An 11,312-nucleotide genomic window follows, 5' to 3' on the forward strand; every position below is an offset into this window, starting at 1 on the left:
GGTCGATCCTGTGCGCACCCGCCGGATCGGTGCTGTTGATTCGGCTTCAGCCAGGAGACTCGCGCATGAGCAGTACGTTTTTCATCCCCGCTGTGAACATCATGGGCACCGGTTGCCTCGACGAAGCCATGGACGCCATTCGCAAGTATGGTTTTCGCAAGGCGCTGATCGTCACCGACACCGGGTTGGCCAAGGCTGGCATGGCGACGATGATTGCCGAGAAACTGGCGATCCAGGACATCGACTCGGTGATCTTCGACGGCGCCAAGCCGAATCCGAGCATCGCCAACGTCGAACTTGGCCTGGGCCTGCTCAAGGAAAGTCGTTGTGATTTCGTGGTGTCGCTGGGCGGCGGTTCGCCTCACGACTGCGCCAAGGGCATCGCCTTGTGTGCCACAAACGGTGGGACGATTCGTGACTACGAAGGCGTCGATCAGTCAACCAAACCGCAGTTGCCGCTGATCGCGATCAACACCACCGCCGGCACTGCCAGCGAGATGACCCGTTTTTGCATCATCACCGACGAATCCCGTCACGTGAAAATGGCCATCGTCGATCGCAACGTCACGCCGCTGCTGTCGGTCAACGACCCGGCGCTGATGGTCGCCATGCCCAAGGGCCTGACTGCCGCCACTGGCATGGACGCACTGACCCACGCCATCGAAGCCTACGTCTCCACGGCGGCCAACCCGATTACCGATGCCTGTGCGCTGAAAGCCATCACCTTGATCAGCAATAATCTGCGCCTGGCCGTACGCGACGGCAGTGACATGATCGCGCGGGAAAACATGGCTTACGCGCAGTTCCTCGCCGGCATGGCGTTCAACAATGCGTCCCTCGGTTACGTTCACGCGATGGCTCACCAGTTGGGCGGTTTCTATGACTTGCCCCACGGTGTGTGCAATGCGGTGCTGCTACCTCACGTGCAGAGTTTCAACGCGCTGGTCTGCGCCGAGCGCCTGACCGATGTTGCTCGTGCGATGGACGCCGACGTTCGCGGGTTCAGCCCTGAAGAGGGCGCTCAGGCAGCGATCGCGGCCATTCGCACTCTGGCCAAGGACGTGGAAATCCCCGCCGGCTTACGTGAGCTCGGTGCCAGGCTCAACGACATCCCGGTGCTGGCCAGCAACGCCTTGAAAGACGCCTGTGGACTGACCAATCCACGGAAGGCGGATCAGCGGCAGATCGAGGAGATTTTCCGCAGCGCGTTTTGACCAGGGCACGGTTCGGTTTGCACGCGGTACCGCTGACGGATGACTGGTCGGATCGCGCATTGATTCTGGTGGTGCGCGATGAAGCGACCCTGTCGCCGGTGAGGCGGATGTTGTTTGAGCAGTGGCGCGGGGGTGGTCTGATAGTCATTTGTCGGATTGGGCGGGCCTCTTCGCGAGCAAGCCCGCTCCCACAAGGGATTTGTGTCGGACGCGATATTCGATTCTCCACAGATCAAAATGGGGGAGCAGGCTTGCTCGTGAAGACTGACTCACAGCAACAACCCCCCAGCGGCTATACGCTCAAGGACGTTTAAGTTGTACGCTTCGGTCGGACCCAGCCTATAGGTTACTAAACCCATGCTAACCGGCCTCAACCACCTGACCCTCGCCGTCACCGACCTGAACCGCAGCGTGGCGTTCTATCGCGATCTGCAACTCCAGCTTGAAGCCACGTGGGACACCGGCGCCTATCTCTCATTACCCGGTCTGTGGTTGTGTCTTTCTCTCGATCCGCTACGCGAACCTACGGCCACCGCTGACTACACCCATTACGCCTTCAGTATCGATTCAGCGGACTTCCCGTTGTTCGTCGAACACCTGCGATCCGCCAACGTGCAGGAGTGGCGGGACAACCGCAGCGAAGGCGCATCGTTCTATTTTCTCGACCCGGACGGGCACAAGCTTGAGGCGCATGTCGGGGATCTGGCGTCGCGGCTGACGGCTTGTCGGCAACGGCCGTATGCGGGGATGAAGTTCTTCGACGATCAGTGAGTCGATCCTTGGGGGGCTGAGATAGACTTGCGTCCATTCATCCGGCGTTTCAACAGGAATTCCCATGACTCCATCGCTGCTAATGGCCGTTCTCGCCTCGGGCTTCATTTATGGCATCACGCCGGGGCCGGGTGTGCTGGCGGTGTTCGGCATCGGCGCGGCGCGCGGGCGGCGGGCCGGAGCGGGGTTTCTGTGCGGGCATTTGCTGGGCGACGTGGTCTGGTGCAGCACGGCGCTGATCGCGATTGTCGGTGCGCGGGAAATCGGCAGCACCGCGTTCGATGTGTTGGGCGTACTCAGCGGGCTCTACCTGTTCTGGCTGGGTCTGCGCGCGGTGCGGGCTCGTCGCGGCAGCGTCGAGGCGCCTCAGGGGCCGGCGCGGCAGCCATTCTGGCACGGCATCCTGTTCGGTTTGACCAACCCCAAGGCTTATCCGGTGGCAGTGGCGACCTTTACTGCGCTGTTGTCCAGCCGTGCAGAGTTGCTGCATTGGTCGATGTTGCCCTGGTTGATCATCCTGAGCTTCGTTGGTGGCCTTTTGGCCTACGCTATTCTCATAGGCATCGTCGGGGCGCGTCAGGTGCGCACGTTGTATCAGCGTCATGAACTGGCGATCACCCGGTTGTGCGGGGTAATGTTCATCGGTTTTGCCATCAATGCCCTGGCGCATGCGCTGCCGGGGCTGGTGACGAACAAGGCTTGAGGCTGATCGCAGGGAAGCGTCGGCTGCACAGTCATCGCTCGGGCGTATGACCGGTCAGGGAGGGTTGTTCAATGTTGCATTGTCCGGACACGCTCTCGGCATTATGGAAACCAGAAATTCCGCCCCACTGGCGAGCTACATTGACCTCTTGCTGGACGCCGTCTGTGCGGTGGATAAACAAGGTCGCTTCGTATTTGTCAGCGCGGCCTGCGAGCGCATTTTCGGTTACACCCCCGACGAGTTGGTCGGCCAGCCGATGATCGACCTGGTGCATCCCGCCGACCGACAGCGCACCCTCGACGCCGCGCGGGAGATCATGGGCGGCGAACCCAAGCTCAATTTTGAAAATCGTTACCTGCGCAAGGATGGCCGGGTGGCGCACATTCTCTGGTCGGCGCGCTGGTCGGAGGTCGATCAGTTGCGCATTGCCGTGGCGCGCGACATCACCGAGCGCAAACAGGCCGAGTCCCGACAAGCGGCGCTGTACGCAATCTCCGAGGCGGCCCATGCGGCGGAAGATTTGCTGGCGCTGTTCAAACGCGTCCATTCGATCATCGGCGAATGGCTCCCGGCGTTGAATTTCTCCGTGGCGCTGTATGACGAGCACTGCGCGCAGCTGAATTTTCCCTATCACGTCGACGACCGTGAACCGCAACCCGAGGAGCCCGGGACTGTGACCGGGCGTCTTTGCAGTGAAGTGATTCGCAGCGGCTTGCCGATCCTGCTGACTCCGGATCAGGACAATCCGCCGGCGGGGTTTGCGGCACTGGTCGCGGGCCAGGATTCGCCCTGCTGGCTGGGCGTGCCATTGAGTTCGAAGAACGGCACCATTGGCGCGTTGATCGTTAAAAGCGTACCGGGCGGCGAGCGTTATACCGAGCAAGACAAAGAGCTGCTGCAGTATGTTTGCGCCCAGGTCGCGACCGCTATCGAGCGCAAGCAATTGCATGCCCGGCTCCAGCGCATGGCCCAGTACGACCAACTGACTCAGTTGCCCAATCGCGAGTTGCTGCGCGAACGCCTCAAAGCCTCGCTGGAGCTGGCCCGAACAGACTCCGGTCGAATGGCTTTGCTCTACGTCGACCTCGACCGCTTCAAGCATGTCAACGACACCCACGGTCATACGGTTGGCGACATGCTGCTGCAAGCGGTCGCCAATCGGCTCAAGGGCTGCGTGCGTGAAACCGATACCGTGGCGCGCATCGGCGGTGATGAATTTGTGGTGTTGTTGCACAGCATCCATGCCGCAGAGGATGCCGAGCGTGTGGCGGGAAAGATCCGTCAGGTACTGGTTCAGCCCCTGCGCCTGGACGGGCATAACCTGAACATCCAGCCGAGCATTGGCGTTGCGCGCTACCCCGAACACGGGACTGAAGAAAATCAGTTGTTCAGGCATGCCGACGAGGCGATGTACAGCGCCAAGCGCCAGCATCACCTGCGTCTCGGGGCCTGAAAGCCCGTCACCGTTCGTCGCAGCGTTGCCAGTTTTTCTAAACCTTTTTGACTATGGAAATTCTTATTCTATGCGGGCGGCTGCTCGCTGCTCTCATCATCAAGAGGATGAAAACCATGCCTACTTCAAAAAATCCGAGTCCGGGTAGTGCCCATGATCGAACGAAGGCGTCTGAAGCCGGTCGCAAAGGTGGGAAAACCACCACGACGACCGTTGATAAAGACTCCGCGAAAGGCGGCATGGGCCGCAAAGGTGGTCAGAAATCCCGGTAATAGTGAAGTGGTTTTTATTAAAAGACGGGGGCGCAAGCTCCCGTTTGAATTTTCAAAGAAGGAGGGCGCGACCATGAGCCGGATGGCCACCCGATTACGCAATGCCAGTTTTGTCACGTTACTGGGGCTGTTTGCCAACAGTGCCTTTGCCCAGTCTGCTGCTGAATTCATCAACGAAGCGTCGGCCAAAGGCATGGCCGACATCGAAGCCAGCCGCCTGGCGCACCAGAAAACCGAATCCAAAGAGGTCAAGGACTACACCATCGTGGTGATCAACGACCTCACCACCGCCAACCAGCATCTGGCGAAAATTGCCAAGCAACTCGATTTACCGGTCGCGCCACGCGAAGAGGTGATGGACAAGGCCAAAACCCTGATTCCGGAGGTGAAGGACGATGCGTCCTTCGATCAGGCGTACGCCGCCAGTCAGGTGAAAACCACCCAAGAGACCATCGAGCAGCTTCAACAACAAGCGCAGACCACGGACGTGCCGCAAATCAAAGCGTTCGCCGAAGAAACCTTGCCCAAACTGCAAAACCACCTGCAAATGGCCAGAGAGCTGCAAGCCAGTCGTTAGCACCAATGGCGCGGGTGACGTCACCGGTCACCCGCGGGGCATGAGTCAACATTCATTCAATCCTGTTTCTTTGTTTCCGGGACGACAGTGCCGTCCAGAGGAATCGTTTCGCCCTCGCCAAGGTGACGATATTTCTTTCTCAACTCTTCCAACTGTTTGAGATCCAGCGATTCGAGACCCAGCATCGCGTTCTGCGCTTCTTTCGTTACTCGCAATAACTCATCGATCTTCAAGTGCAAAATGTCCGTGTCGCGGTTCTGGGTGTTCTGGATAAGGAACACCATCAGGAAAGTGATGATGGTGGTCGAGGTGTTGATGATCAATTGCCAGGTATCGTTGAAATGAAAAATCGGCCCGCTCAAACCCCACAGGATAATCAGAACGATCGCCCCCAGAAATGTACGGGGCAGGCCGGCCCACAGGGAGAGTTTCTGTGCAATTTTTGCGAATTTCATTGCCGTGCTCCTTATAGGAATGCGCCTGATTTTCAGACAGCACGGGCATAACGAAAATTCTGCTGAATAGTGCCTGCGCATGGATGCGTAAACCCTCTGTCAGAGGCTGATCGTCGGGGCCGAAAAAGTCGCAACCATTTCCACCGACATGGGGTCACTACTTCAAGCCTGTGAAACTGGAGACCCGCATGAACCTCGCTCGCACGTTTTACCTTTGTTGCTGCCTGCTTGCGTTGCAGGGCTGCTTCGATAACTCGGATAACGAGACTAAAGACAATACTGATGGCACCAAGTCATCGGTGCAGATGCAGGAGAAGGGGGCGGATAGTAAATAGCGGTGAGTGGCTGCTGTATCGTTGCATGCCAAGAAATAAGTGTGAATCCATGTGGGAGCGGGCTTGCTCGCGAAGACGGCGGCATAGTCAATATTGATGTCGCCTGAAACACCGCATTCGCGAGCAAGCCCGCTCCCACAGGTTCCGCGCCTGAACTGGCGTTGTTTTTTTGTATCTATCTATTCACAACAACGTCACCTCAGTCTTCCAGCTGAAGTACCCCAACACTTCACAGCGCTGGTTGATCAGCATGAAGTTCAGTTCGCAGGCTGTCACGCCCGTGCTCAGTTGCGAGCACTCCCAGTAGTGATCATCGGCCTTGTGGCTACCCGGTTGGGTCGGGTTGGCGGGGTCGGGCGCGGGGACTGTCTGCTCGCCGTTGACGACCAGTTTGGGTGGCGAAAGGATCCCCGTATCGACCACCGAAATGTTGTGAAAGACAACGCTGTGTTCGGCCAGCAAGCTGACGGTTCTGCCGCGGAGATGGAAGACTTGGCTGTTACTGGCTGTTAGCGTCACTTTACTGTCATTTTTGGTGTTTTTTGTTGTTTCTGTACCGCTGATGGCGAAGATGAAGCCGTCTTCAATCATCGTCGGTTTTTGCGCTTCAAGACTGGGTTGCGGATAACGGGAAAGCAGCGATTCGGCATCGACGATCAGCAGCACATTGTTGGCTGTCACGACGCTCGCCGAAGGGGAGGTAATCGGTTCGGAAGTCATCATGGATTCCTTTCATGATGTTGACGCATATCGATAGCCGCTTCGGTCACGCAAGAAATCCATTCCAGCCGAGGCGGCAACGAGCCCGGTAGGCCCCTCGTTGCCAAGGGGCCCGGCCCATCATCAGTTACGAATGGTAATGAACGGATCCCACGAGCAGCAGCCGACGATTTTGCAGTCGCGATCCACGATCAGAAAGTGGAAGTGGTAGGTCACGCTGCCGCACGAAAGTGTTTCCGAGGACCAGTAATAGTTATCGACTTTCTGGCAGCTGGGCACCGATGGGTTGCTGGTGTTAGGGACAGCGACGCAGGCGGTAGCCTTGCGCGGCGTGGGTGTGGAGATCAGCTCGTTGCCTACGTTACCGATGAACTTGTAGAAAATCACCGCCGTCTCGAAGCTCTGCGACAGGCTGGTTTCGCGCCAGCGAATCAGATCGCCTACCTGCGCTTTCAGATTGAGCTCGCCACCGGCCTGGCCACTCACCACGTTGTTCTGATTGGTCACCATGTATACATGATTGACGTCGATCAGCGTCGGCGCAGCAGGGTTTTTGCTGATGTTCGGGTAGTTTTTCAGAATGGTTTCGGTGTCGATCGAAACAAGTACATCCGTGACTCGAGACATAGTAAAGCTCCTTTGATAGTGATTACCTGGCTACCTACCAGGCACAACGCTTTGCCTTGCGGCCGTTGCGAACACACTACTGGGGAACCCACTCGATCACGGGTGCGAGCTGGCCTTGCTCCTTGCCTTGAAATGACGGGTTGGGTTCCTTCCAACAGGCCGCGAGTAGGACTATAGATGTCATTTTTATACTGTCAAAATCGCTTCGCCCTTCGGTCGACGAACGGTCCTTTTGGTTATGACTTTCGATGATTTTTCGATAAGAAAAGGCTCACTCAGATCCTACGCCCTCCAAAAGTCGGGATAGGGCAGAGCACATCGGTCGATGTATCGTAGCGAACCGGTTGTCTGCCTCTGGCTACAACCTGCACCGACAGGAGAACGATATGAGTTGGTCCGCCAAACAATACGTAGCGTTTGAAGATGAGCGAACGCGCCCGGCGCGTGACTTGCTGGCCGCCATCCCCACAATGGACGTCCAATCGGCAATCGACATCGGTTGCGGCCCGGGTAATTCCACCGAGTTGCTGGTGCAGCGCTTTCCCAATGCCGCGGTGCGAGGGGTGGACAGTTCGCCCGATATGATCGAGGCCGCCCGCCAGCGCTTGCCTCAGGTGCAATTCGACACCGCAGACATTGATGTCTGGAACGATGCCGGCCCGTTCGACGTGATTTTCGCCAATGCGGTATTGCAGTGGCTGCCCGATCACGCCCGGTTGCTGCCGTCATTGGTGGCCAGGCTCGCGCCCGGCGGCAGCCTGGCGATTCAGATGCCCGATAACCTCAACGAACCGTCGCACAGGTTGATGCGCGAGGTCGCAGCGAACGGCCCTTGGGCTGACAAACTGGCAAGGGCCGCAGGCCTGCGAACGGAAATGGAGGATGCGGGTGGTTACTACTCGATGCTGCGTGCCCACTGCACCCGCGTCGATGTATGGCGCACCACTTACTATCATCCCCTCGCTGACGGCGCATCGGGCGTGGTCGAGTGGTTCAAGGGCAGCGGTTTGCGGCCTTTTCTTGAGCCGCTGAATGAAGCGGAGCGGGTGCAGTATCTCAAGCAGTATCAGGCGGCGATCGAGCAGGCCTATCCGGCGCTGAGCGATGGTTCTGTGCTGTTGCCGTTTCCACGGTTGTTCATGGTGGCGACGCGCTGACGTACAAAGGGACATGCCTGGTCGTTTGTCCCTTTGGTTGACCAACCTTCGAACCATCAGCCCTGCTGCAACACCTTGAGCGCCGCCGAGGCCAGAAACCCGGAGCGACTTTTCTCTTCCGGATGATGCAGTACGTATTCGTCGATGCGGTTGAGCAAGTAGCCGGGCAAGGTGATGTTGAGTTTCTGGGCCTTGCCCAGGTATTTGGTGACATCGATGTCCACCACGGCCCACGTACACCCTGCGTACTGCGGATTGGCCGCATGCAGGGTTACTTTGTTGGCGGGCGGAATCGGTGATCCGTCTTCGGCCAATATTTCGAAATGGCCTTCGATGGCTTCGCGCGCCATGGCCATGGCGTCATCCAGATCCTCCCCAGCGGAGAAACAACCCGGAATATCCGGTACTTCAACACCCCAGGCGTGTTCGTCATCGCCCATGGAAATCGCAATTGGGTAAAGCATGTTTGTCATTCTCCGAAGGCCCTGCTTGTGGTTACTATACCTACTGAAATTCACTAATCAACACTATAACCACCAATGCGTCCTAAGCACTGATGTGCTAGCGGTATGAAATGAGTCTAGGAGGGCATTTGGCGATGGCTTGGCGGAGGCCTGCTCTCTGTATTGCAGGGTTTTGCCAAGGCGCTGGAGAGGAAGGGAGATCAAATTTCATGCATAAAAAACCGGCCACTTCGGATCAATGTCAGGCGAATCGGAAGTGTAGGAGCCAGGCTTGCCGGCGAAGGCGTCCTTAAGAGCGCTTTCGCCGGCAAGCCTGGCTCCTACGAAAAGCGGTTGCTCGCTTAACTGACTGAAATTGAGTAGTAGCTTCTAAATCAGCTGATCAATCAAAACCGCGTTGGTATAGATCAAGCTTCCATCGCTCGCTCGATGCCCGACCAAATGGAACTGACCGCGTCCGTGCTGCAAGTAGACGCGCATTTGGCAGTCGGACAAGGGGCCGTATCCCTCTGGCAAGACCAAATCCATTGAGCTCATGTCGACATCAACCATGGCTTCACGCTCATGAGTCTTCTGTAGACGTTCTTCAGCTTGCTCTAGACTCAGATGGAGGGGGCCATCGACATCAAAGCTGATCTCACCCACCGGGGTGGACTTTGGGGCGCCGCTGGGTTTGCACCAGCCTTCGATTGTCAGGTTACTCATGACGAAACCTCCGTCGTGGACTGCTGGACTCTGTAGCTCTCGTGTCTTCTCAAGCCATCCGCTTCTGGCCAGTTCTGCCATCCCGTCATCAGGATTGAGTATAGCTGGCAACCTGGTCTCGCTTGCTGTGCGCTACGCCCGTTTAGTCCATAGAAACGTAATGCTGAATATCCATAGTTGTATGTAGCGAATCGCTTTAAACGATTAGCTTAATATTCGTTGGAACATCCCTGCATCAGGTTGTTCAAAAAAGCACTTGTTCCGTCCGTGCACTATACTTCTTGCTGACTTTACCGCCGAATGGGACGGTATTTTCTGCCCTGCTTGGACGTCAGTGGCGATGCGTTTGCATAACCAGTGAACAACAGGAATAGGATGAACAGAAAATGGCAATAGCAATTATCTTGATATTAATCGTTATTGCATCCGTGTTGTTCCATCTACTAGCGCCTTGGCAGGCGACACCGGCAGCTTCCAACTGGGGATCTATAGACACCACCCTGTTTATCACAATGATCATCAGTGGAATATTTTTCATTGCTATCACGGTATTTATGGCGGTAGCCGTGATGCGTTATCGTCACAAGGAGGGTGCCAGGGCGCACTATCAGCCAGAAAGTAAAAAACTGGAAACATGGTTGATTATCGTGACCTCGATAGGGATTGCCGCGATGTTGGCGCCAGGCCTGGTGGTTTACAGTGATTTCATCCATGTGCCGAAAAATGCTTATGAACTTGAAGTGGTCGCCCAGCAGTGGCAGTGGGCCTTTCGTTTTGCCGGCCAGGACGGGAAACTGGGTAAATCGGATATCAAGTTTGTTGATTTTACCAATCCCCTCGGCCTTGATCCCAAGGATCCTGTCGGGCAGGACGATGTGCTTATAAAAAACAATGAAGTTCGCCTTCCGCTCGATCAGCCTGTGAAGGTTTTACTGCGCTCTAAAGATGTGCTGCACAATTTTTATATCCCGCAAATTCGCAGCAAGATGGACATGGTGCCGGGGATGGTGTCGTACTTTTGGTTTACACCAACTAAAACCGGGAAATATGAAATCCTTTGTGCTGAATATTGTGGCGTAGGTCATTACAACATGCGCGGCCAGATGATCGTGGAAGAGCAGGGCGCCTTCGATCAATGGCTGAACAGCCAACCGACTTTTGCGCAGACATTAACGACAGCTGCCAAACCCAGTCAGGACAGCGTGCTGGAAAAAGGTCGCTTGTTGGTCGAAAAATACGGCTGCGGTGCCTGCCATAGCCAGGATGGCAGTAGCAGTCTCGGCCCGGGATGGAAGGGGCTGTACGGCCGCACTGAACAGTTTGCCGATGGCACCCGTGCGCTGGTTGATGAGGCCTACCTGAAAGAGTCGATTCTCGATCCGAAGGCCCGGCTGGTGCAGGGCTACCCGCCAGTCATGGTGGCCTATACTCTCACTGAAGATGAACTGGACGCTGTCGTCGCCCTGATCAAGTCGCTGGGTGCCGCGCAGCAAGAGCCTTCTGCTAGCGAAAAGTTGGACAGAGGTGACGACTTGGCGACGCAGGGGCAGCGGCTGGCCGAGTCGCTCGGCTGTCTGGCCTGCCACAGTGTCGATGGCAGCAAGGGCGTCGGCCCCAGCTGGCAGGGCCTGTATGGCAAGACCGTAACCCTTGCCGACGGTACGAGTATCAAGGCCGATGAGGGCTATATAAAGGATTCGATTCTTAATCCCGGCGCCAAAATCGTCAAAGGCTATGCAGCCGTCATGCCGGCCTTTACCCCGAGTGATCAGGAGTTGAACGCACTGATCGCTTTTATCAAATCCAAAGCGAATGCCGACGCTGATGCGAGCAAGGCGGAGCCAGGGAAGTAGCCGTAA

The 11,312-nt window shown here is 56.7% G+C and carries 13 protein-coding genes and 1 pseudogene; 9 read left to right on the forward strand and 5 right to left on the reverse strand.

Features of this window, described 5'->3' with window-relative positions; translation table 11 throughout:
• The first annotated feature begins 65 nt into the window (after positions 1-65).
• From yiaY to ACIPLA_RS10615, 7 genes and pseudogenes are all read left to right on the forward strand, one after another.
• Entirely contained in the window at positions 66-1,214 is a 1,149-nt protein-coding gene (gene yiaY, locus ACIPLA_RS10585) for an L-threonine dehydrogenase (RefSeq protein ID WP_401173088.1), read from the forward strand.
• Between the two features lie 11 nt (positions 1,215-1,225).
• Positions 1,226-1,345, forward strand: a pseudogene (locus ACIPLA_RS10590) (LysR family transcriptional regulator); the annotation flags it as partial.
• 226 nt (positions 1,346-1,571) lie between these two features.
• Positions 1,572-1,985: a fosfomycin resistance glutathione transferase gene (gene fos, locus ACIPLA_RS10595; RefSeq protein WP_401173089.1), complete on the forward strand. Its 414-nt coding sequence runs from the start codon at positions 1,572-1,574 to the stop codon at positions 1,983-1,985.
• Between the two features lie 64 nt (positions 1,986-2,049).
• Positions 2,050-2,688 (forward strand): LysE family translocator, encoded by a 639-nt coding sequence (locus ACIPLA_RS10600; RefSeq protein ID WP_401173090.1) that lies wholly within the window; start codon positions 2,050-2,052, stop codon positions 2,686-2,688.
• Positions 2,689-2,791: 103 nt separating this feature from the next.
• Positions 2,792-4,141, forward strand: a complete 1,350-nt coding sequence (locus ACIPLA_RS10605; RefSeq protein ID WP_401173091.1) for a diguanylate cyclase domain-containing protein — start codon at positions 2,792-2,794, stop codon at positions 4,139-4,141.
• A gap of 116 nt (positions 4,142-4,257) precedes the next feature.
• Positions 4,258-4,413: a KGG domain-containing protein gene (locus tag ACIPLA_RS10610; RefSeq protein WP_008014777.1), complete on the forward strand. Its 156-nt coding sequence runs from the start codon at positions 4,258-4,260 to the stop codon at positions 4,411-4,413.
• Between the two features lie 73 nt (positions 4,414-4,486).
• Positions 4,487-4,990 carry a DUF4142 domain-containing protein gene (locus ACIPLA_RS10615; RefSeq protein ID WP_123499151.1) on the forward strand — a complete coding sequence of 168 codons (504 nt, stop codon included), beginning with the start codon at positions 4,487-4,489 and terminating at the stop codon, positions 4,988-4,990.
• A gap of 56 nt (positions 4,991-5,046) precedes the next feature.
• Here ACIPLA_RS10615 and ACIPLA_RS10620 read toward each other — a convergent pair whose 3' ends face one another.
• From ACIPLA_RS10620 to ACIPLA_RS10630, 3 genes are all read right to left on the reverse strand, one after another.
• Positions 5,047-5,445, reverse strand: a complete 399-nt coding sequence (locus ACIPLA_RS10620; RefSeq protein ID WP_192344331.1) for a low affinity iron permease family protein — start codon at positions 5,443-5,445, stop codon at positions 5,047-5,049.
• Between the two features lie 518 nt (positions 5,446-5,963).
• Positions 5,964-6,500: an AidA/PixA family protein gene (locus tag ACIPLA_RS10625; protein WP_401173148.1), complete on the reverse strand. Its 537-nt coding sequence runs from the start codon at positions 6,498-6,500 to the stop codon at positions 5,964-5,966.
• Positions 6,501-6,623: 123 nt separating this feature from the next.
• A complete protein-coding gene (locus ACIPLA_RS10630) occupies positions 6,624-7,127 on the reverse strand; it encodes an inclusion body family protein (protein ID WP_401173092.1) in 504 nt (167 codons plus the stop codon).
• Between the two features lie 386 nt (positions 7,128-7,513).
• Here ACIPLA_RS10630 and tam point away from each other — a divergent pair, with 386 nt between their 5' ends.
• A complete protein-coding gene (gene tam, locus ACIPLA_RS10635; RefSeq protein WP_218398237.1) occupies positions 7,514-8,284 on the forward strand; it encodes a trans-aconitate 2-methyltransferase in 771 nt (256 codons plus the stop codon).
• Positions 8,285-8,340: 56 nt separating this feature from the next.
• Here tam and ACIPLA_RS10640 read toward each other — a convergent pair whose 3' ends face one another.
• Positions 8,341-8,748 carry a type II toxin-antitoxin system HicB family antitoxin gene (locus ACIPLA_RS10640; RefSeq protein WP_008074516.1) on the reverse strand — a complete coding sequence of 136 codons (408 nt, stop codon included), beginning with the start codon at positions 8,746-8,748 and terminating at the stop codon, positions 8,341-8,343.
• A 369-nt stretch (positions 8,749-9,117) separates the two neighbouring features.
• Positions 9,118-9,453, reverse strand: a complete 336-nt coding sequence (locus ACIPLA_RS10645) for a hypothetical protein (RefSeq protein ID WP_401173093.1) — start codon at positions 9,451-9,453, stop codon at positions 9,118-9,120.
• Between the two features lie 386 nt (positions 9,454-9,839).
• Between ACIPLA_RS10645 and ACIPLA_RS10650 the strand changes: the two genes are divergently transcribed.
• Positions 9,840-11,306: a c-type cytochrome gene (locus tag ACIPLA_RS10650; protein WP_401173094.1), complete on the forward strand. Its 1,467-nt coding sequence runs from the start codon at positions 9,840-9,842 to the stop codon at positions 11,304-11,306.
• Positions 11,307-11,312 lie beyond the last annotated feature (6 nt).

The organism is Pseudomonas sp. NPDC086112 (genome assembly GCF_044746425.1).
In the GTDB taxonomy this organism is placed as follows: Bacteria; Pseudomonadota; Gammaproteobacteria; order Pseudomonadales; family Pseudomonadaceae; genus Aquipseudomonas.

Coding starts and splice junctions, on each gene's coding strand:
- yiaY (WP_401173088.1), top strand. CDS start 66: ATGAGCAGTACGTTTTTCATCCCCGCTGTGAACATCATGGGCACCGGT.
- fos (WP_401173089.1), top strand. CDS start 1,572: ATGCTAACCGGCCTCAACCACCTGACCCTCGCCGTCACCGACCTGAAC.
- ACIPLA_RS10600 (WP_401173090.1), top strand. CDS start 2,050: ATGACTCCATCGCTGCTAATGGCCGTTCTCGCCTCGGGCTTCATTTAT.
- ACIPLA_RS10605 (WP_401173091.1), top strand. CDS start 2,792: ATGGAAACCAGAAATTCCGCCCCACTGGCGAGCTACATTGACCTCTTG.
- ACIPLA_RS10610 (WP_008014777.1), top strand. CDS start 4,258: ATGCCTACTTCAAAAAATCCGAGTCCGGGTAGTGCCCATGATCGAACG.
- ACIPLA_RS10615 (WP_123499151.1), top strand. CDS start 4,487: ATGAGCCGGATGGCCACCCGATTACGCAATGCCAGTTTTGTCACGTTA.
- ACIPLA_RS10620 (WP_192344331.1), bottom strand. CDS start 5,445: ATGAAATTCGCAAAAATTGCACAGAAACTCTCCCTGTGGGCCGGCCTG.
- ACIPLA_RS10625 (WP_401173148.1), bottom strand. CDS start 6,500: ATGACTTCCGAACCGATTACCTCCCCTTCGGCGAGCGTCGTGACAGCC.
- ACIPLA_RS10630 (WP_401173092.1), bottom strand. CDS start 7,127: ATGTCTCGAGTCACGGATGTACTTGTTTCGATCGACACCGAAACCATT.
- tam (WP_218398237.1), top strand. CDS start 7,514: ATGAGTTGGTCCGCCAAACAATACGTAGCGTTTGAAGATGAGCGAACG.
- ACIPLA_RS10640 (WP_008074516.1), bottom strand. CDS start 8,748: ATGCTTTACCCAATTGCGATTTCCATGGGCGATGACGAACACGCCTGG.
- ACIPLA_RS10645 (WP_401173093.1), bottom strand. CDS start 9,453: ATGAGTAACCTGACAATCGAAGGCTGGTGCAAACCCAGCGGCGCCCCA.
- ACIPLA_RS10650 (WP_401173094.1), top strand. CDS start 9,840: ATGGCAATAGCAATTATCTTGATATTAATCGTTATTGCATCCGTGTTG.